Annotated in this window: 17 protein-coding genes and 1 pseudogene; 6 read left to right on the forward strand and 12 right to left on the reverse strand. The window is 64.5% G+C overall.

Annotated features, from left to right (window positions below; genetic code table 11):
* Positions 1-50 precede the first annotated feature (50 nt).
* The 7 genes from ABZE94_RS11235 to ABZE94_RS11265 all read right to left on the reverse strand — a co-directional run bounded on the left by ABZE94_RS11235 (position 51) and on the right by ABZE94_RS11265 (position 7,262).
* Positions 51-605, reverse strand: coding sequence for an O-acetyl-ADP-ribose deacetylase (locus tag ABZE94_RS11235; protein ID WP_372875605.1), 555 nt, complete (start codon positions 603-605; stop codon positions 51-53).
* Between the two features lie 459 nt (positions 606-1,064).
* Positions 1,065-1,727, reverse strand: coding sequence for an ATP-binding cassette domain-containing protein (locus tag ABZE94_RS11240; RefSeq protein WP_372875606.1), 663 nt, complete (start codon positions 1,725-1,727; stop codon positions 1,065-1,067).
* Positions 1,720-2,481: an ABC transporter permease gene (locus tag ABZE94_RS11245; protein ID WP_372875607.1), complete on the reverse strand. Its 762-nt coding sequence runs from the start codon at positions 2,479-2,481 to the stop codon at positions 1,720-1,722. The genes ABZE94_RS11240 and ABZE94_RS11245 overlap by 8 nt, the downstream gene beginning before the upstream one ends.
* Complete coding sequence (locus ABZE94_RS11250; protein ID WP_372875608.1) at positions 2,478-3,506, reverse strand: ABC transporter substrate-binding protein; 1,029 nt, start codon at positions 3,504-3,506, stop codon at positions 2,478-2,480. Before ABZE94_RS11250 ends, ABZE94_RS11245 begins: the two co-directional genes overlap by 4 nt.
* A 309-nt stretch (positions 3,507-3,815) precedes the next feature.
* Positions 3,816-4,820, reverse strand: coding sequence for a sodium:calcium antiporter (locus ABZE94_RS11255; RefSeq protein WP_372875609.1), 1,005 nt, complete (start codon positions 4,818-4,820; stop codon positions 3,816-3,818).
* A 419-nt stretch (positions 4,821-5,239) separates the two neighbouring features.
* The gene (locus tag ABZE94_RS11260) at positions 5,240-5,644 is read right to left on the reverse strand and encodes an acyl-CoA thioesterase (protein ID WP_372875610.1); all 405 of its coding nucleotides are present in this window, start codon (positions 5,642-5,644) and stop codon (positions 5,240-5,242) included.
* Between the two features lie 238 nt (positions 5,645-5,882).
* Entirely contained in the window at positions 5,883-7,262 is a 1,380-nt protein-coding gene (locus ABZE94_RS11265) for a flavin monoamine oxidase family protein (protein WP_372875611.1), read from the reverse strand.
* Between the two features lie 114 nt (positions 7,263-7,376).
* On the opposite strand from ABZE94_RS11265, the gene ABZE94_RS11270 reads away from it, so the two are divergent.
* The 4 genes from ABZE94_RS11270 to ABZE94_RS11285 all read left to right on the forward strand — a co-directional run bounded on the left by ABZE94_RS11270 (position 7,377) and on the right by ABZE94_RS11285 (position 10,998).
* On the forward strand, positions 7,377-8,168 hold the full coding sequence (locus tag ABZE94_RS11270) for an SDR family oxidoreductase (RefSeq protein ID WP_372875612.1): 792 nt from the start codon (positions 7,377-7,379) through the stop codon (positions 8,166-8,168).
* Between the two features lie 97 nt (positions 8,169-8,265).
* A complete protein-coding gene (locus ABZE94_RS11275; protein WP_372875620.1) occupies positions 8,266-8,949 on the forward strand; it encodes a response regulator transcription factor in 684 nt (227 codons plus the stop codon).
* A 52-nt stretch (positions 8,950-9,001) separates the two neighbouring features.
* Positions 9,002-10,204: a sensor histidine kinase gene (locus ABZE94_RS11280; protein WP_372875613.1), complete on the forward strand. Its 1,203-nt coding sequence runs from the start codon at positions 9,002-9,004 to the stop codon at positions 10,202-10,204.
* Between the two features lie 65 nt (positions 10,205-10,269).
* Complete coding sequence (locus tag ABZE94_RS11285) at positions 10,270-10,998, forward strand: carbonic anhydrase (protein ID WP_372875614.1); 729 nt, start codon at positions 10,270-10,272, stop codon at positions 10,996-10,998.
* A gap of 46 nt (positions 10,999-11,044) precedes the next feature.
* Here the strand turns inward: ABZE94_RS11285 and ABZE94_RS11290 are convergent.
* Positions 11,045-11,194: pseudogene (locus ABZE94_RS11290) on the reverse strand (chemotaxis protein CheB); the annotation flags it as partial.
* 680 nt (positions 11,195-11,874) lie between these two features.
* Here ABZE94_RS11290 and ABZE94_RS11295 point away from each other — a divergent pair.
* A complete protein-coding gene (locus ABZE94_RS11295; protein WP_372875615.1) occupies positions 11,875-12,606 on the forward strand; it encodes a substrate-binding periplasmic protein in 732 nt (243 codons plus the stop codon).
* A gap of 80 nt (positions 12,607-12,686) precedes the next feature.
* Here the strand turns inward: ABZE94_RS11295 and ABZE94_RS11300 are convergent, their stop codons facing one another.
* The 4 genes from ABZE94_RS11300 to ABZE94_RS11315 form a co-directional block, all read right to left on the reverse strand.
* On the reverse strand, positions 12,687-14,012 hold the full coding sequence (locus tag ABZE94_RS11300) for a TldD/PmbA family protein (RefSeq protein WP_372875616.1): 1,326 nt from the start codon (positions 14,010-14,012) through the stop codon (positions 12,687-12,689).
* Complete coding sequence (locus ABZE94_RS11305) at positions 14,012-15,454, reverse strand: TldD/PmbA family protein (RefSeq protein WP_372875617.1); 1,443 nt, start codon at positions 15,452-15,454, stop codon at positions 14,012-14,014. Before ABZE94_RS11305 ends, ABZE94_RS11300 begins: the two co-directional genes overlap by 1 nt.
* A gap of 357 nt (positions 15,455-15,811) precedes the next feature.
* A complete protein-coding gene (gene dbpA, locus ABZE94_RS11310; protein WP_372875618.1) occupies positions 15,812-17,191 on the reverse strand; it encodes an ATP-dependent RNA helicase DbpA in 1,380 nt (459 codons plus the stop codon).
* A gap of 87 nt (positions 17,192-17,278) precedes the next feature.
* Entirely contained in the window at positions 17,279-18,184 is a 906-nt protein-coding gene (locus tag ABZE94_RS11315; protein WP_372875619.1) for an acyltransferase, read from the reverse strand.
* Positions 18,185-18,394: 210 nt separating this feature from the next.
* On the opposite strand from ABZE94_RS11315, the gene ABZE94_RS11320 reads away from it, so the two are divergent.
* The coding region (locus ABZE94_RS11320) for an HD-GYP domain-containing protein (protein ID WP_372875621.1) at positions 18,395-19,529 on the forward strand (1,135 nt) is incomplete at its 3' end.

The raw sequence follows: 19,529 nt of genomic DNA on the forward strand, positions 1-19,529 counted from the left end.
ACTCTGAGCAATGATGAGCGGCCGATAGAGCTGTTGCAGGTGGACAGCTTCTAATCGCCTGGCGCCTGCCAGGGCGGTGCGGGGGCGCCGCCGGGTTGTTCGCCGAGCAGGCGCTGGTAAACCTGCAGGTCGCGGGCCGAGAAGCAGCAGAAGATTACTTCCTCGAGGCCATCGAGCTCTTCCAGTGCCGCCCGTACCGTGCTCACCGCGACCTGCGCCGCGAGTTCGAGCGGGTAACCGTAGATGCCGGTGCTGATGTTCGGGAAGGCCAGGCTGCGGATGCCCTGGGCCGCGGCCAGTTCGAGCGAGCGCCGGTAACAGGCGGCCAGCAGCGCCGGCTCGCCCCGGCCGCCGCCATGCCAGACCGGCCCCACCGTGTGGATGACGTACTCGGCGGGCAAGCGATAACCCCGGGTCAGCTTGGCCTCGCCAGTCGGGCAACCGCCCAGCTGGCGACATTCCTCCAGCAGCTGCGGCCCGGCGGCGCGATGAATCGCCCCGTCGACCCCGCCGCCGCCGAGCAGCGAGGCGTTTGCCGCGTTGACGATGGCCTGCATCGGCAGTTGGGTGATATCTCCCTGCAGGGCGCGGACTGTGGTGGGCATGCTGTGCCTCCGGGAATGCCGGGTGGTTCGACTGCGGCTGGTCCAGGTCGCCTGAGCCGGACCAAACCGCTCCGCACAAGCAAGTTTAGTCTCAGCGGACAGCGCGTATGGCTGCGTAGGTTGGGCAGGGCTCCGCGAAGCCCAACATGGCGATTGCAAGCCAGGCCATAAGTCAGGCCACTAGCCAAGCCATAAGCCATAAGCCAGGACGCCGAGCGGAGTGCTTGCACTCCCTGTTGGGCTTCGCAGGCTCAGTGCCAACCTAGCAAGGCTCAACGGTATCGACGCCTCCAGCGAGCGGGGCCTAGCAGTCCGTTGAAAAACTACCTACGTTGTCAATACAGCGGTAAAAATGGCCTCGCGTGCGAGCCTGCGGTTGTTACTCCGTTGCGCCTTGTCTTGGCTGCCTCGCCTACATTTTTCAACGGCCTGCTGCAGCAGGAGTCACGCGACTCGCGACTAGGCGCATGGCGTGCGCAACGCCGCGCTGATACGGCTGGCGCTGGCGACCGCGGTCAGGGGCTGGTCCCATTGCAGTTCGGCGGGTGCGCCATCCAGGTACCAGAGTCGGTTGGCCAACTGGTCGGCGTCCCTGGCGTCGTGGGTGACGCAGATCATCGCCATGTGCGGGTGCGCGTCCAGCAGGCGGGTGATCAGGCTGCGCAGTTCGGCGGCACGATCGGGGTCCAGCGAGGCGAAGGGCTCGTCCAGCAACAGCAGGTCCGGCTTGATCGCCAGGCTGCGGGCCAGCGCGGCGCGGCGGGCCATGCCCAGCGACAGCTGGTCCGGCAGCGCCTCGGCAGCCTCGGCCAGGCCGACCTCGGCCAGCAGCCGGTCGATCTCGTCGTTGCGCGCGCCGACCATGGCCAGGTTCTGGCGCACGCTACGCCAGGGCAGCAGGCGGTGTTCCTGAAACAGGTAGCCGACCCGCAGCTCGGCGCTGTGCTGAATCATCCGCTCGCTCAGGCGCCGGTCCAGCCCGGCGATGCCGTTGAGCAGGGTGGTCTTGCCGATACCGGAAGGCCCCAGCAGGCAGATGCGATCGCCCTCGGCGACCCGGGCCCTGATGGCGCCCAGCACCGGATGGCCGCTGGCCTGGCCGTCGATCTGCAGCTCAAGCATGCTGCGCTCCCGCTTCACGCCAGCGCGAGGCCCGGCGTTCCAGCGGTTGCAGCAGCGCCAGCTCGATCAGCTGCACCACCGCGATAAAGGCCAGGCTGTAGGCCAGAATGCTCGCCACATCGAACACCTGAAAGGCCATGTGCAGCTGAAAACCGATGCCGTCGGAGCGGCCGAGCAGCTCGACCACCAGCACGATCTTCCAGATCAGCGCCAGGCCGCCACGGGTCGCGGCCATCAGGTACGGGAACAGTTGTGGCAGCCAGACATCCGCCAGCCGCTGCCAGCGGCTGAAGGCGTAGACCTGGGCCATCTGCTCCAGCCTGGGGTCGAGGCTGCGCGCGCCCTCGCGCAGGGTCACCGCGACATTGGGCACCTTGTTGATCACCACGGCCAGGACCGCCGCCGCCTCGACCAGGCCGAACCAGACATACAGCAGGATGATGGTGACCAGCGCCGGCAGATTGAGAAACAGCACCAGCAGGGGGTCGAACAGCGCATTGGCCAGCGCCGAGCGGCCCATCCACACGCCCAGCAGCGCGCCGAGCAGCATCGCCAGGACAAAGCTGATGATCACCCGGCGCAGGGTCACACCCAGGTGCTGCTGCAGGTCGCCGTTCTGCAGCGACCGCCACAGCGAGTCCAGCACGGCGCTCGGGGTGGGCAGCAACGGCGTCTCCAGCGTCGCGGCGATCGCGGCCCACAGCACCACGGCCAGCGGCAGCATGATCCAGTAGGTCCAGCGTGGCGGTTTCATGGTCCGGCCCGGAAAAACAGCGCCTCAGGCAGCAGATGCGCCGGATCGGTTCCGCTCAGGGTCAGCAGGCGACGCAGGTCGCTGACGCGCTCGGCATCCAGCGGTTCGGCAATCCCCGCGACGAAGCCGTCCCGCAGTGCGGCAAACACCGCGTCGTCCTCGGCGCGCATCAGCGGCCGGATGGCGTCCCAATGCGCCGGGGTGGCGGCTAGTTCGCTGTTGCTCTGGCGCAACGCGCGGTCGAACTTGCCGAGCAGCCCCGGATGCTGCGCGGCCCAGGCCCGCGGGAAGACATAGCCCAGAACCGGCAGGTCGGGGTGCAGGCCCAGCGCCTGCAGCAGGTCGTCCAGGGCAAAGGCGGAGCGGCTGCCGCCCTCGGCGCGCAGGCGTGCGGCAAAGTGCCAATAGGTCACCAGCGCATCCACCTGACCGCGGCGCAGGGCCTGGCTGAGCAGCGGCGGCGCGGCGAATTGAACCTCGGCAGCACGGTCCAGGTCGATGCCCTGCTGGCGGGCCGCTTGTTGCACCAGCAGCCAACCGAGGCTGTCAGGCCCGCCGGCCACGCCGATGCGCTTGCCCGCCAGATCGGCCACCTGGTCGATGGCACTGTCGCCGGCGACCACGATCTCGCCGATCTGCGAGGAAAACGGCAGATACACAAAGGGCGTGCCGGCGGCATAACGCGCTTGCGCCCAGAGCAGATCGGCCACGGCACCATCGACGCTGCCACTGGACACCGCCAGCCGCGAAGCCGGCAAATCGGCGACCAGCCTGACCTTGAGTTCGAAGCCATGCGCCCGGTCCAGCTGCCGGCGCTGCAGGTGTTCGAGCCCCCAGTGCGCGGTACCGAACTGCAGCACACTGAGGGTCAGCACGGGTAATGGGCTGCCGGTATTTTCAGCCGGTTCGGCAGCCGTTGCGGTTGCACAGCCGAACAGCACCAGCAGCGCAAGTGCTGCAGTCACGCCGTGCAAAGCAGTCAGGGCGCGGAGAACCGGCAGGGCGAGGAGCAGGAGTAGACGCATCATAGCCTCAGGGTACGAAGCCGAGCGCCCGGTACGAATAGTACTTTGGTGCTTGTTTGCTGCTGCGATGGTCGAGTTTAGGCGGCGGGCAACTGCCGGCGCGGCTAGCGCCCCTCTTTCCACGTTGGCTCGGAACTGCCCTGCTGCATGCCTTTCCCCTTTCCTCGAAGCATGAATCCCGAGGCAAAAATGGGTTGTCTAAGCGGTTATCTGCCTGTGTCGGGCGATGTTCTTTCTTCTTGTTTAAGCCGTTGCGTGGGGCCGACCCTGAGTTGCATCCATCGTGATTCATACATTGAACGAGCCGAATCAGCGGCTGAACATCAGGCCGACACCAAGCCCGTACACGGTGATGATGGCGACGCTCTCGGCACCGATACCGGCAAAGCCCTGCTCCTGGCGTCTGATCAGACCCATCATGAGAATGCCTGACATGACGAGCGCGAGGATGACCCAGAAAATCGTGTCATCCGAGACTGCGTGATAAATTGACCCCTCTCGATAAGCCACGTCGGATGCGGCGGTGAACAAGGTGTCGAACGCGTTGCCGCCGACGATGCCACCGACTGCAAGGGTGAGGGCTCCGCGTCGCACCGCTGCGATAGAGGTGACGAGTTCTGGCAGGGATGTACTGGTGGCGGTAAGAAATACCCCGACTGTGGTCTGCCCGAGCCCGGTCTGCTCCGCGATATTCGTGGCCGCCGGCACCAATATCCAGCCCGCTAGCCCCAGCAAGAGCATCAAGACCAGGAACTCGACCGTCAATCTTGGCAGCGCCGGTGTCGCCTCTTCGGGTTCTGGAACGTCTTCGCGTGTCTCTCTGGTGACGGACGGGTGCCACATGGGTTTCTGCTGCGCCCCCTTCACCAGATGGATCCCATAGGCATAGAGGCCAAAGAGAACCGGCGTGACCGGGTGCACGCCCCAGATGGTAAACCCAGGCATGTAGGGCGCTAACAGGATAAGCGCCAGGAGCGAAATCAGGAGGGCATTCTGCAGCATGTTGGGCACGGAGGCAGCGGCGTGCTCCAGGTTCGCCCGTCTGTAGAAAATGTCGGCTACCGCAAGGAACAGAGTCTGTACCGCGATTCCGCCCAGGGCGTTGCTGACGGCCAGCTCCGGGTGTCCCTTCCAGGCTGCGGTTACGGAAAGAACCGCGCCGGAAAGCGAGGTCGCAGCCCCGAGCAATATCGCGCCAGTGACCGCCTCTCCCAGTCCGGTACGGTCGGCGAGCTGATCAACTATGCGGGTAAGCCGCGTCCCCAGAACGGCGATAGTCGCGGCGCAGATCGAGAACACGAGACTGCTGTGCAATAACGTCCACTGGTCTGGGTTGAAAATAATGACCTTCCCTCCTGCCGTTCCCGGCTACATAGCCCGCGTTATCCGGGCCGCAGCAACCTTGGCTTGTCCACATGAGAAAACTGGGGCGGTTATATTTTAGCGTTGGTTCAGGCTGCTAAATAAATCCATCTCTCGTTCTCATGGCGATTTGGCGTAGGGTCTGCCCAGCACACTGATATTCAGAGCAATTTTCCAGAAAGATCGCGCTCTCGGCTCTTGAACAGCATTTTTGAGGCGAAAGAACCGTTGTAGCGTGCCCCAAGGTTTGCCTAGCCCACCACCAGACTCTTGGTCCAGCTCTGGTCACGCCTGCATGGTTCGGCGTTCGATCGATAGGGTCAGAGAAACTGAACTAAACATTAGCCCTTGTCGGTTCCCCGCGCCGCCGCTCAAGTCACGGACAAGGCATCGCGCAATGTCTGGGGCAGCGGGACTGGGCGCTTGCTTTGCGGCGATATGGCTACCTGGGTCAAGGTGGCGCGAAACGTCATCTCGGCCGCGCTATTGCGGCCTTCTACCAGAAAACTAAAGGACGAGGTGCTCAGCGCCATAGTGCTGACCCGAATCGCAATCACCTCATCCCAGACCATGGGGGCCAGAAACTCGATTGCCAATGCCCGCGCAGGCGGAAGAATCCCCATGGCGAAAATCTCGCGAATGGCCGGAGCCCCAAGTGCATGGGTCATAAAATCCTGTACCGCTTCGATCACGAAATAGGAAACGCGGGGCGTGTAGACAACACCCGCCGGGTCACAGTCCCCGAACAGGATGGTTCGATGCGTGGTAAAGCTCATGGCGTAGATCCTTTACGTATGGTGTGGCCTTGACCGCTGGACGTTAGCGTGGCTGGCCTGAACGAAGAAAGCGAACAACGGGGGAGGGCTGGTCGTTTTTCCTTCGCCATTATTGGTCGGCTGACACGCGAATAGTGCAGAGCCAATTAATGGTCAATGGGGGCCGAGGCATTGACCTGAACATTGATCCTCTAAAATCAATCACCCTGACGCTATTGATCCACGAACGCTCGATGAACTACGCCCGGAGGATCTCGCTAACGGCCACTTCGGCGGATTGCAGGGCGCCCTCCATCCAACCCGAATAATCGGAGTAGTCCGATCCTGCGAGCACCAGCGGGCCCTCCCGCAGCACCGGCGGCGAACCCCGCGACCCTGCGGGAACATAGGTGTAAGCCCCGCAGATCAGCGGATTGTTCTCCCAGTCTTCGCCGCGCGTCGTCACCTCCAGGGTGCGCAGCAGGGGAAGTCGCTGCCTCAGCAATCGATCCATGTCCTGGACGCCGCGAAACCGGGCCTCTTTGACCAGCGCGAGTTGCCGGTGGACCGCCGTGGCATTGAGCACCGCTTTGCCGTTCGCGGAATGCTCCGGCAGCAGCCAGGTCATTCTCGGGAATTCGAACCCCATGATGTGCTGGCGGATGCCGAGCGCCGCGAACTCCCGGGCATCCACTTGCCCATGCACCTTCAATTCATGCGCGACGACCCGCGCTTCACCCCAGCGCGCCAGCCAGCGTGGCTGTCCCGGCCGGTAGTCCAGCTGCAGCAACGGCCCGAGGGGCAGCGCCAGCACGACCTGATCGGCGACGTGGGCCACGCCAGCTGCATCCAGGAGCGTAGCCGTGTTCTCGCCGATCACCACGCTCCTGATTGTCGTGTTGCGCCGGATCGATTGCGCATGTCGTGCGGCCAATGCCTCGATCAGACGATCGCTGCCGCCCGCCAGCACCTGCGAGTTGCCGCCGGCGGCCTCGCGGCGGGCGATGCGTTGGAAGTGCGCGGCGCTGGTTTGCTCCGGGTCAACCGTGGCGAAGGCCCGAACGAAGGCTTCGCCGCGTCGCGAAAGCCCGAGATCCCGCAGCCACTGCAGGGCGCTGCGGGGGTCGTCGTCGGCCACCGGATCGGCATTCTCGGTATACGCAAGGTGCAGGCGGTGCGGCCAGCGGGTTTTCTCCCACGGTGACAGGCCGTCGGTCAAATCGGCGGGGAGGTCGGACGGAAGACGGAAACGAAGCATGCGGCTGTGGTGGCGGAAGACCAGATCCCCCTCGAGGAACGGGTAGTCGGCCAGCGGGATTCGCAAGTCGCTGGCGAGCCGGTGCACGCGTTGGTGGCTGCGCATGATCTGTTCGCCGCCGGCTTCGGCGCGAAGCCCCGGCTCCAATCCGTCACGTATCGTCAGGATGCGCCCACCGAGGCGCGCCGACGCCTCGAACAGCAGCGCTGGCCGGCCAGCGGCCTGCAGCGCATCGAGCACCGCGAGCCCAGCCAGGCCGCCTCCCACGATCAATACCGGCCGCTGAAGCGGCCCGCTGGTTCGTGCGAGCGATGTGCCCGATAGCGCGAGTCCCGCGATGGCCTTGAGAAAATCCCTGCGCGATGAGGACCAATACTTCATGCAACAATCACCCGAATGGCCGTCGGCCTCGGTTGTACCGTGCAAGCACCGGCGGCAAAATGCTCGACAACCCGTAACGCGGCGGCGCCTTACGTAGCTCAGAGGATACCTTGCATGTGTCAGGCCCGGCGACTGTCCATTATCGCGCTGTTGCTTGCCTGTTTCTTCCCCGTCGGTGCTCCGCTTGCCGCGGAGCAGGCAGACCGCTCCGTCGCGGATGCGCGACATCCCCAGCAGACCGTGGTCATCACCGGGGCCAATCGCGGGCTCGGCCTGGAATTCTCGCGCCAATTCGCCGCAGCCGGCGCCACCGTCATCGCCACCGCGCGGCGACCCGAAGAGGCCGATGATCTGCGCAAGCTGGGGGTCAGGGTCGAGCAGCTGGATGTGGCCGACAGCGCCTCCGTGAAACAATTCAGGGAACGGATCGGCGATCTGCCGGTGGACATCCTGATCAACAACGCGGGCATCGGCAGTTGGCTGTACCGGCTCGAAGAAGTCGATGCCGACGCGCTCGAACGCTATTTTCAAGTCAATACCCTGGGGCCGCTGCGCGTGACCCAGGCGCTGCTGCCGTCGCTGCGCCGCGGCGCCGGCAAGACCGTGGTCAACATCACCAGCGATCTCGCCAGTCTCGCGCGCAACACGCGAGGGGGGGCATACGGTTATCGGGAGAGCAAAGCCGCCCTCAACATGTTCACCCGCACCCTGGCCGCGGAACTGCGACCCGAGGAGTTCATCTGCGTGGTGATAAGTCCGGGCTGGGTCCGCACCGACATGGGCGGCCCGCAAGCGGCACAGAGCCCGAGCGAAAGCATCGCGGGGATCATCCGCGTGCTGCGCGGGCTGACGCCCAGGGACTCGGGGAAATTCCTGGATTATCGCGGTGAAGAACTGCCCTGGTGAATGCCCGATCAATGGGTTCAGAGACATTGATCTAAACATTGATCCTCTAAAATCCATCACTCTGACCCTATTGATCGGGCAGATGGGCGGGGAACTTATGCATGTACTGATCGTTGAGGACAACCCGGATATCATCGCGAACCTGTACGGGTATCTGGAACCACTCGGCTATACGCTGGATGTGGCGCGCAATGGCAATGCCGGTGTCGCCTGCGCCACGGGTTTCTGCCATGACGCGATCGTCCTTGACCTGTCATTGCCGGGCATGGATGGCCTGGAGGTCTGCCGTACGCTCCGCCAGGAGTATCGGCTGGCGACGCCGATCCTGATGCTGACCGCCCGCGACACGGTGCACGACAAACTGACTGGCTTCGAGGTCGGTGCCGACGACTACCTGGTCAAACCCTATTCCCTCCCCGAACTGGATGCGCGCCTGAAGGCTCTGGTACGCCGCTCGCGCAACGAGCATGTGCACTCGGTGCTGATCTTCGGCGACCTGCGGCTGGACGCTGGCACCGGTCAGGTCACCCGTGGCGGACAGCCGCTCGAGCTGACGCCGACGGGTTACAAGATTCTCGCCGCGCTGATGCGGGCCGCACCGACGCTGATGACCCGCCAAGCAGCCGAACGGGAGGTATGGGGCGACAGCCCGCCGGATAGCGATGCCTTACGCACCCATATCCATACGTTGCGTCAGGTGCTCGACAAACCCTTTCCCCAGCCGATGTTGCTGACGCTGCCGGGTACCGGCTATCGACTGGTGGTGCCCGGTGAAGCCTAGGCTTACGCTCAAACAGAGCATTTCGCTCACCTACATCCTGTTGGCGGTCATAGTGGCCGGCGCCTTCAGCCTGGTTTCCTATATCTCGGTGAAGGTCATTGAAGAGCAGGTAATCGATGCCCGATTGGCCAAGATGGCCGACAGGCTGATCGACTTTCAGCGGGGCGGGCGCATGCCGGATGCGCCGTCGGATATTCGTTTCCTGATCGATGCCGATATTCCAGTCGAGTTGCGCCGGTTACCCGCTGGTTTCCATGAAGTGGGGGTCGGCAATCGGCACGTTCATGCGCTGCTGCGCGATCAGGGTTCCAGCCGCTACGCCGTCCTGCAGGAGGTCGGCGAGCTCGAGCACACGGAACTGGTAATCCTCCTGTCGCTGGCGCTCGGCTTTGCCGTCAGTGTTCTGCTCGCCGCGGTGCTCGGCGTGTTATGCGCCAAGCGGATAATCGCACCGGTGGCGGCGCTTGCCGACGCGGTCGGCCGCAACGCAGGGCCGACTGAACTGCCTTCTCTCTCTGCACAAGATGAAATTGGCGTCCTGGCGCGCGCCTTCGCCAAGCGCACTGACGAACTGCAGCAGTTCCTGCAGCGCGAGCGGCTGTTCACTGGCGACGTCAGCCATGAGTTGCGCACGCCGCTGACCATCATGCTGGGCGCGGCGGAAGTGCTGATCCCGCAATTGTCGGAGCGCCCGGCGCAGCTTGCTACAGCGGAGCGCATCCGGCGCGTGGCGGCTGAAACCGCGCAACGGGTCAGCGCATTGCTCTTGCTCGCACGCGCTCCGGAGTCTCAGGATGCGCCGTGCATCGTGCTCAACACCATCATCGAGTCGGAAATGGAGCGTTGCCGGTCCCTCCTGCACGACAAGCTAGTCGAATGCAGGTTGGAGTGGAGCGAACAGGTATCGGTCCAGGTGCATCCCGAACTGGCCGGCATCGTGATCGGCAATTTGCTGCGTAACGCCTGTCGGCATACTGAGCAGGGCCGTATTCTGGTTCAACTTAGCGCTGCCCGGCTGCTGATCGAAGACACCGGCTCGGGCATTCCCCAGAAGGTGCGCAAGCGATTGTTCGACCGCTTTGTCCACGGTGATGAGCGACCGGCACATGAAGGTACCGGCCTGGGCCTGTCGATTGTCAAACGCGTGGTCGATCATGTCGGCTGGAACGTGCGCCTGGAAACTCCGGAGGCCGGGGGAACCCGCTTCGTCCTGACCTTTCCGGCCGGCGCTGGCAGCCTCGTTAATGGACCTTAACGTGGTCTTAACGGCCGACCTTCTATTTTGCCGCTTCCATTGACAAGACACTCAGGGGTAGAACCATGAAAAGAACATTGATCGCAGCTGGCATGTTGTTGTTTTCAAGTTTCGCATTTTCCAGTGATGGCGCCGCTTGGGACTATGCCGGCGAAGCTGGGCCTGATAACTGGGCAAAACTGAGCCCGGAGTTCGGCGCATGTGCCGGGAGCAATCAGTCGCCGATCAACCTGACTGGTTTTATCGATGCCAAGCTGAAGCCCGTTGTTTTTAATTACACAGCAGGCAGTTCGGAAATTCTGAATAACGGCCACACCGTTCAGGTCAATACCCTTCCGGGCAGCAGCATCAGCGTTGATGACATCCAGTTCGACCTGAAGCAGTTCCACTTCCACGTGCCGAGTGAAAACCTGATACGTGGCAAGTCCTATCCAATGGAAGGGCATCTCGTCCATGCCGACAAGAACGGCAACCTGGCCGTGGTAGCGGTTATGGTTACCGAAGGCGAGGCGAACAAGGCGCTGGCAAAAGCCTGGGCGCACATGCCGAAAAAGGGCGAAAAAGTGGCCCTGGCGTCAGACATCTCCCCGCTGGAGATCTTGCCTGCACAGCGTGATTACTACCGGTTCAACGGTTCGTTGACGACCCCGCCTTGCTCCGAAGGCGTGCGTTGGCTGGTAATGAAGCAGCCGATTTCAGCATCCAAAGAACAGATAGAGCAGTTTTTGCATATGATTCATCATCCCAACAATCGCCCCGTGCAGGCGGTTAACGCACGTCCTGTGTTGGAGTAATCGAAGGCGGAGTCAGAAAGCCTCGCTCGCGCATTTGTTTGAGCCCGCCATCGCGGGCCAGGCGCACCGGCACTCCGGAGCTCAGGGTGAGCCAATCGGCCATGCCGGCGGCAAACACCTGATCGACGTGCTGAATCAGCACGATGGCCGCCGGTCCACCGGCCGAGGCGCCGATCGCTAGCAGTTGCTGCGCCGCTACATCACGCTTATCAAACAATAAATAACTCATTGATTTTATGGGTTATTGTTTTTTTTGTAGGAGCGGCCGGGCGGCGTTCCGCTTTAGCCGCGAATTCTTCGTGGCACAGCAAAGCTTCGCGGCTGAAGCCGTTCCTACAGGTGCTAGCGGGCTAGCACGTTTGCTGCGCGACAGCGCGGCGTCTGAATGACGAGGGATCGCTCATCCCCCCTTCAATGCCGGTTGCGATGTGCCACCAGCCAACAGGCTGAGATCTAACGCTTTTGTTAGACGGAGCGGCGCTTGGCGGTGCCGGCCGGCCAGGGCACGGCCAGCCAATTGGCCAATAGGCGAGTCGCGCTGGATGCTGGCGTGGTCACCCGGCGAGAGGCGCAAACCGTTGTGCGAACCCCCGCGGAGCAATTCAGCCCGAACGCACAACAAAGAGGCTGCAGAACGGCCCTTTCACTGCGGCTTGTCCAACCGTTACTCGCAAAGCGCTCTTTCACCCGGCCGCCAGCAGTGCGTGCAGGCGGCTTGGCCCGTTTTATGCGTCCTTCAAGCCGTACTGGCGTACCCGATAGCGGTTGCCTCGCCACCCGCATGATGGTTCAGTACGGCGATAACCAATAGGGCTGGCAGACCCGCCGTACGGCGGGATGACCAGCCTGGAGTCTTTGCCTTGTGGACAGCCAGTCATGAACGGATTACGTGCGTTGTGCCTATCGCTTGTGTTGTTGCCGTTGGCTGTGACGGCGCAGACCCTGCGGCTGGTGGCTGACCCCTGGCCGCCGTTCAATGACCAGACGTTGCTGAATAATGGTGTGGCCTCCGATCTGGTGAGCAGCGCGCTGGCTCGTGCCGGTTATGCCACGACCTATGCGCAGGCGCCCTGGGAGCGGGCGGTGCACGGTTTGCAGCGCAGCGACTACGATGTGCTGATCAACGCCTGGTATACCGAGGAGCGCGCCAGCTTCGGTTACTTTTCCCAGCCCTACCTGATCAACCGCATCCGTTTGCTGCGGCGCAAGGGCAGCGCCATCCGGTTCGAGCAATTGTCCGATCTGTATATCCAGCGCATCGCGGTGGTGCGTGGCTATGCCTATTCCGCCGAGTTCAACAGCGACCCGCGGCTGTACAAGGTGGGTGTCGGCAATTTCGCCAGCGCCGCGCGCATGCTGCAGGCCAAGCGGGTCGAGTTGACCCTGGAGGACGAGTTCGTCGCGCGTTATCACTTCGCTCGCGAGCTGAGCGAGATCCGCGATGAGCTGGAGTTCGTGGCGCGACCGTTGAGCGAGAACGGCCTGCATATCCTGATCCGCCGCAGCCATCCGGACCACCAGCAGATTGCCGAGGCGTTCGACCGGGCCATCGCCGCCATGCGTGCAGATGGCAGCTATGCGGCGATTCTTGCGCGGCATGGGCTTTGAGCGCGGATCTTCCTCCTGCCTGGCCGAGGGGGGCACCCGCCCTACGCGTCCGCGTTGACTGGGCGACAGGTCTTGGCGAGCTAGAGCGTCAGGGTCAGGCGCCGGAGCAGGGCGCCGGGCAGCAGGGTCGAGCCGTTGTGGCGCTGGTAATAGGTGCTGGTGGACAGGCTCAGCTCGCGTTCGCGGGTCAGGGCTTCGAGCTGGCTGCCGAGCAGGTCGTAGAGGCTGTCGTCGAAGCGCATGCTGGCGAGTGGCGCCTGCAGCTTGCCGTCCTCGACCCAGAAGGTGGCGAAGCGGGTCATGCCGGTGAGGCGCCCGGCCGGGCGGTCGGAGTAGTTGAGGTACCACAGGTTGCCGATGTACAGGCCAGTGCCGAGGCGGGCGAGGATCTCGTCCTGTTCCAGGCCGCCGGCGGCCATGGCCAGCGCCTGCGGGCTCTCCCAGGGGCTGGCGCCGTTGGCCGGCAGGCCGTATTCGGCAGCGCTGCGTGAACTGACCAGTTGCTCGCCGGGCTGGCCGGCCTGGATCAGGCTGAGGTCGTGGCGCGGGTAGCCTTCGCTGGAAAACGCCGGGGTCAGCGAGCCCGCGACCTGCTCATGCAGGCTGAGCAGCGGGCTGAGGCTGGCGGCGCCGGCGTGCAGGCGTTGCAGCGGACTGTCCTTGTCGGCCAGGGCCTGGGCGGAAAAGCCGCCCCAACTCATCAGTTCGAGAATTTCCTGCAGGGCGGCGGGCGCCAGGTAGGCGCGGTAGCTGCCGGGCGCCAGGGTGCGCACGGGCTGGCCCAGGTGGCTCAGTTGCTCGCGCGCCTGCTGCATGCGCTGGGCGAAGGCGGCGGCCTGCCAGGTCTGGCCGGCGTACTGCGCCTTGAGCGCCTGGCCGTTGGCGTGGAACAGGCTCCAGTCGAAGGTGAAGCTGCTCGCCTGGTGCCAGCCGAAGGCGCCACTGGAACTGGCGAAGCCGCGGCTGATCGGGCCGGCGGCGTAGAAGCCGACCAGGTCCAGGCCCTGCGCGGCCTGGCCGATCTGCTCGACCACCGCGGCGCTGTCCGGCAGCGCTTCGAGTTGCAGCACATGGCTGTGCCAGACCTCGCGGTTGAGCTGCAGGTAAGGGTCGGGCGGCAGCAGCGGCAGGGTCTGGCGCAGCTGCGCCAGGGCGTCGGCCAGGCGCTGGCGATCCACCTGCGGCGGGCCGCCGAGAGTGACCTGCAGCTCGGCATGGCGGCCGTCGCGGATCAGCTGCAGGCGCAGGCTGGCCTGCTGCACGTGGCCGGCCTGGCGCACCTTGGCCTGGTTGAAACGGATGAATTCGGAGGATTCGGCGCTGTAGCCGAGGCTGAATTCTTCGCCTGGGCTCAGCGCGCCACGCAGCCATTCGTTCAGCGCCGCAAATTGATTGAGGTTGTCCATCAGGCGGCTCCGCCGAATACGTCGACCTGGCTGAATACGCAGGCCGGGGTGGCGTGGCCGACGCGCACCACCTGGTTGGGTTCGCCCTTGCCGCAGTGTGGGGTGCCGAGCACCTCGCGGGTGCTGGCGTCGCCGACGGCCGCCAGCGAGCCCCAGAACTGGCTGGAGATGCCACGGTAGTTGGGGTTCTTGACCACGCCGCGCAACTGGCCGTGCTCGATCAGCTGGCCCCATTCGCAGCCGAACTGGAACTTGTTGCGCGCGTCGTCGATCGACCAGGAGCGGTTGCTGGCCATCAGGATGCCGTGCTCGATGCCGGCGATCAGTTGTTCCAGGCTCTGTTCGCCCGGTTCGATATTGAGGTTGGCCATGCGGTCGATCGGCGGCCGGTTCCAGTTGCACGCGCGGCTGTTGGCCACGCCCGCCAGGCCGCTGCGCCACTGCGACAGCGCGCCACCGAGGGGTCGCAGCAGCAGGCCGTCGCGGATCAGGTATTCGTGGCGCGCCGGGCTGCCGTCGTCGTCATGGGCGTAGCTGGCCAGCTCCTCGGGAATCTGCGGGTCGAAGGTCACGTTGAGCAGGCTGGAGCCGTATTGCAGCCGGCCGAAGTCGCTGGCCTTGACGAAGCTGGTGCCGGCGAAGTTGCGCTCGTCGCCGAGGATGCGGTCCAGCTCCAGCGGATGGCCGATGGATTCGTGCAGTTGCAGGATCATCTGGTCCGGCATCAGCAGCAGGTCGCGCGGGCCGCTCGGCGCGTTGGCCGCCAGCAGCAGTTGCAGGGCCTGGTCGGCGACCTGCGGCGCGGCGCCGATCAGGCCCAGTCGCTCGATCACGTCGGCGCCGCCCTGCTGGCCGAGGTGGGCGCCACCGAGGTTGCGGGTCTGGCTGTCCTGGCCGTCGTAGGCGGTGACGCTGAGGTGCGGGTAGACGAAGCGCTGGGCCTGGCGCAGTTCGGCACCGCTGTTGTTGAGGTAGAGCTGCTCGACCTGGGTCAGGTCGAGGCCGACCCGCCAAATGACCAGGCGCGGGTCGCTGGGCACGGCGGCGGACTCGGCGGCGAGCAGTTGGTAGCAGGCGGCGAGCGAGGGGAATTCCTGTTCCAGGCGGGGCGAGCGGTACTCGCCGCGTTCGCCGGAGGGCGTCAGTGCATGCAGCTCGAGCAAGGCCTGCGGGGCGATGCGTCGGGCCAGCGCGGTGGCCCGCTCCAGCGCGGCCTGCAGGCCCTGGCGCGACAGGTCGTTGGTCGCTGCGTAGGCCTCGACTCCGGCCAGCCGCACACTGAGCATCGCGCCCTGGTCGCGGCTGAAGCGCGGCGGCTCGGCCACCTGCTTGCGCATCGCCAAGTGCTGATGGTCTTCGCGCACATAGCGCAGCGACCAGTGTTCGGCGTCGCTGCGCAGGGCGGCGAAGTGCTGCTTGAGTGCGGCGAAGGCCTCGAACATATGGCGGCTCCTGGGCTGGGGCGCCCGCGGCAGGGGGCATCAGGCGGATGCCGGCGACAGCCGACGGGAAAGGTCATGATTGCCCAAGGGCGGGGTGGCGACAAGCGCGCGGGCGGGTGGATGAAAAAGGCGTCATCCACCCTGCACCGCTCTCGTAGTGCTCTTGCCGCGTAGTCATTGGCGCCGTAACCCATCTGATGGGACAGGCCTATTACCGCTTGGTGGGTTACGTGACGCACCGCTACCGCAGCTACTGCTCAAACACTGCTCGGCGTCACTAACCCACCCTACGTTTCCGCGTAACCGGCAACGGGGACATAGGCAAAGTCGTCGCCACGGCGCGCCGTGGCGAATGCCTTACAGCGAGCGCACGCGCAGTGTGCGGCCCTTGATCTTGCCTTCGCTCAGGCGTTTCAGGGCCTGCTGGGCCATGCCGCGCTCGACTGCGACATAGGCCTGGAAGTCGAAGATGGCGATCTTGCCGACCTGGCTGCCGGGGATGCCGGCATCGCCGGTGAGGGCGCCAAGGATGTCGCCGGGGCGGACCTTGTCCTTGCGTCCGCCGCTGATGCACAGGGTGATCATCGGCGGTTGCAGGGGGTCGCCGGCCTTGGCCTTGAGGCTGCTGAGCGGGTGCCAGTTGAGCGGGCTCTTCTGCAGGGTCTCGATGGCCTGGGCGCGATGGCCTTCGGCGGGGGCGACCAGACTCATGGCCATCCCTTTCTCGCCAGCGCGGCCGGTGCGGCCGACGCGGTGGATGTGGATCTCCGAATCGCGCGCCAGTTCGACGTTGATCACCATGTCCAGGGCGTCGATGTCCAGGCCGCGGGCGGCCACATCGGTGGCCACCAGTACCGACAGGCTGCGGTTAGCGAACATCGCCAGCACCTGATCGCGGTCGCGTTGTTCCAGGTCGCCATTGAGGGCCGCCGCGGAAATACCGTTGGCGGCGAGGTGGTCGACCACTTCCTGGCACTGCTGCTTGGTAAAGCAGAAGGCCACGCAGGACTCGGGGCGGAAGCTGGCGAGCAGCTTGACCACCGCGTCCATGCGCTCCTCGGGGGAGATCTCGTAGAAGCGTTGTTCGATCTGCGCGTCGTCGTGCATGGCCTCGGCCTTGACCTGCTGCGGGTTGCGCATGAAGGCCGCGGACAACTGCTTGATGCTCGACGGGTAGGTGGCGGAGAACAGCAGGGTCTGCCGCTTGCTCGGGGTCTGGCCGATGATATCGGCGATGCTGTCGTAGAAACCCATGTCGAGCATGCGGTCGGCTTCGTCGAGCACCAGGGTGTTGAGGCCGTCGAGCTTCAGCGTGCCCTTGGCCAGGTGTTGCTGGATGCGTCCCGGGGTGCCGACGATGATCTGCGCGCCATGCTCCAGCGAGCCGATCTGCGGACCGAAGGGCACGCCGCCACACAGGGTCAGCACCTTGATGTTGTCGGCGCCGCGGGCCAGGCGGCGGATTTCCTTGGCCACCTGGTCGGCCAGTTCGCGGGTCGGGCACATGACCAGCGCCTGGCAGCCGAAGTAGCGCGGATTGAGCGGGTTGAGCAGGCCGACGCCGAAGGCGGCGGTCTTGCCGCTGCCGGTCTTGGCCTGGGCGATCAGGTCCATGCCCTTGAGCATCACCGGCAGGCTCTGCGCCTGGATCGGCGTCATCTCGGTGTAACCGAGCGACTCGAGGTTCGCCAGCATGGCGGCGGACAGCGGCAGTGAGGAGAAAGCGGTGTGGGTCACGGTTCAGGCCTGCAAATCGAAATGACGCGCAGTGTATCAGGCGGCGACGCCGGCGTTACTGCTGGTGCGACCGGGGGCAGCCTCGCCTCAACCGCTCGCGGGGCCGTGCAGTTCGGCGCGCAGGGCGGCGATGCGGGCGTCCTTGTCCTGCCACAGGCGACTGACCCAGCCCTGCAGGAAGACGCGGAACTGCGCATCGTTCTGATAATCGCCCTGCCACAGCGCCGGGTCGAGTTCGCGGGTCTGGATGTCGATGATGACTCTCGCCACCCGGCCGCTGAGCAGGTCCCAGAAGCCGGGGATCTGTTCGCCCGGGTAGACCACGGTGACGTCCAGCACCGCGTCCAGTTGCTCGCCCAGCGTGGCGAGGACGAAGGCCACGCCGCCGGCCTTGGGCTTGAGCAGGTAGCGGTAGGGCGAGCCTTGCGCGGCGTGCTTGGCCGGGGTGAAACGGGTGCCCTCGAGGTAATTGACCACGGTCACCGGCAGCTCCTTGAACTTCTCGCAGGCGCGTCGGGTGCTGGCCAGGTCTTCGCCTGCCCGCTCCGGGTGCCTGGCCAGGAAGGCCTTGGAATAGCGCTTCATGAACGGGTAGTCCAGGGCCCAGAAGGCCAGGCCGAGCAAGGGCACCCAGATCAGCTGGCGCTTGAGGAAGAACTTGAAGAAGGGCGCCTTGCGGTTGAACGCCTGGATCAGGGCCGGGATATCCACCCAGGACTGGTGGTTGCCGATCACCAGGTAGGAGGTGTCCTGGCGCAGCTCGGCGCCGCCGCGGATGTCCCACTCGGTCGGCAGCAGGATGGCAAAGATCAGCTTGTTCAGCTCGGCCCAGGTCTCCGCCACCCACATCACCCCGCGCGAGCTGGCCGCCTTCAGGGCCTTGCCCGGCAGGAGGAACTTGCCCAGGGCGATCAGCAGCAGCGGGCCGATCAGGCTCAGGGTGTTGAGCAGCAACAGCAGGGTGACGCTCAGGCCGGTCAGCAAATGGCGCATGGGTACTCCTTGTCGTGCACGGGCTGGGGCTGAGAGGGGGTCGACATGGTAAGCAGACCGGCGACCGAGCTCCAGGGCTACGCAAGTGAAGGCATATCGCTATCATGCTCGTTATGCCCGGCCAGGATGCGCCTCATTCGGCTAATGTATCCGAACCCATGTTGCCGAATCAGATGCTGCCGCCCCCCGACCTGAGTGCTGCCGATGCCGATGTTGAAACGCATAGCCATGTCCGATCTACGTATCGGCATGTACATCCAGGAATTCTGCGGCTCGTGGATGGATCATCCGTTCTGGAAGGCCAGGTTTCTACTCGAGACCGACAAGGATTTGCTGCGCATCCAGTCCTGCGGCATCAGCGAGCTATGGATCGATGCCAGCAAGGGGCTGGATGTCGAGGTGGGTCAGGCCAGTGTCTCCAGGGTAGAGGCTGAGGCGCAGGTGCAAGAGCGCTTACTGGTGGCTGCAGCGGCGCCTGCTGGGGAGAGCTGTTCACTGGAAGATGAGTTGAATCGCGCGAGCAAACTCTGCGATCGCTCGAAGCAGGCCGTGATGGCGATGTTCGGCGCTGCGCGGATGGGCAAGGCGCTGGATTTCGAGCAGGCCGAGGATCTGGTGGCGGAGATTTCCGATTCGATCATGCGCCACCCCAATGCCCTGATCAGCCTGGCGCGACTCAAGCGTGCCGATGAATACACCTACATGCATTCGGTGGCGGTCTGTGCGCTGATGATTGCACTCGCGCGTCAACTGGGAATGGGCCCGGCCCAGGTGCGCGAAGCCGGCCTGGCGGGGATGCTGCACGATATCGGCAAGATGACGGTGCCTGTCGAGCTGCTCAATAAACCGGGCAAGCTGAGCGATGCCGAGTTTGCCAGGGTGCGTGAGCACCCCGAGGCCGGCAGCAGGATTCTCCTGGCGGGCAAGCAGGTCAGTGCCCTGGTGCTGGACGTCTGCCTGCACCATCACGAGAAAATCGATGGCAGCGGTTACCCCCATCGACTGACCGGCGAGCAAATCAGCTTGCCTGCGAAAATGGGTGCGATCTGCGACGTATATGACGCAGTCACCTCCAATAGGCCCTACAAGGCTGGCTGGGAACCGGCCGAGTCGATCCGCAAGATGGCCGAGTGGACGGGACATTTCGATGAGGTGGTGTTCAAGGCCTTCGTCAAAACCGTCGGCATCTACCCGACCGGTTCGCTGGTGCGCCTGCAGAGCGGGCGTATCGGTGTGGTGCTGGAGCAGCACGCAACCTCGTTGCTGATGCCCAAGGTCAAGGTGTTCTTCTCGGCCAGGTCGAAAACCCCTATCGCTCAGGAAATAATCGACCTGGCCAAATTGG

This window comes from Pseudomonas sp. (assembly GCF_041601375.1).
GTDB lineage: Bacteria > Pseudomonadota > Gammaproteobacteria > Pseudomonadales > Pseudomonadaceae > Aquipseudomonas.

Coding starts and splice junctions, on each gene's coding strand:
- ABZE94_RS11285 (WP_372875614.1), top strand. CDS start 10,270: ATGAAAAGAACATTGATCGCAGCTGGCATGTTGTTGTTTTCAAGTTTC.
- ABZE94_RS11245 (WP_372875607.1), bottom strand. CDS start 2,481: ATGAAACCGCCACGCTGGACCTACTGGATCATGCTGCCGCTGGCCGTG.
- ABZE94_RS11240 (WP_372875606.1), bottom strand. CDS start 1,727: ATGCTTGAGCTGCAGATCGACGGCCAGGCCAGCGGCCATCCGGTGCTG.
- ABZE94_RS11265 (WP_372875611.1), bottom strand. CDS start 7,262: ATGAAGTATTGGTCCTCATCGCGCAGGGATTTTCTCAAGGCCATCGCG.
- ABZE94_RS11270 (WP_372875612.1), top strand. CDS start 7,377: ATGTGTCAGGCCCGGCGACTGTCCATTATCGCGCTGTTGCTTGCCTGT.
- ABZE94_RS11315 (WP_372875619.1), bottom strand. CDS start 18,184: ATGCGCCATTTGCTGACCGGCCTGAGCGTCACCCTGCTGTTGCTGCTC.
- ABZE94_RS11275 (WP_372875620.1), top strand. CDS start 8,266: ATGCATGTACTGATCGTTGAGGACAACCCGGATATCATCGCGAACCTG.
- ABZE94_RS11260 (WP_372875610.1), bottom strand. CDS start 5,644: ATGAGCTTTACCACGCATCGAACCATCCTGTTCGGGGACTGTGACCCG.
- ABZE94_RS11300 (WP_372875616.1), bottom strand. CDS start 14,012: ATGGACAACCTCAATCAATTTGCGGCGCTGAACGAATGGCTGCGTGGC.
- ABZE94_RS11305 (WP_372875617.1), bottom strand. CDS start 15,454: ATGTTCGAGGCCTTCGCCGCACTCAAGCAGCACTTCGCCGCCCTGCGC.
- ABZE94_RS11235 (WP_372875605.1), bottom strand. CDS start 605: ATGCCCACCACAGTCCGCGCCCTGCAGGGAGATATCACCCAACTGCCG.
- ABZE94_RS11295 (WP_372875615.1), top strand. CDS start 11,875: ATGAACGGATTACGTGCGTTGTGCCTATCGCTTGTGTTGTTGCCGTTG.
- ABZE94_RS11250 (WP_372875608.1), bottom strand. CDS start 3,506: ATGCGTCTACTCCTGCTCCTCGCCCTGCCGGTTCTCCGCGCCCTGACT.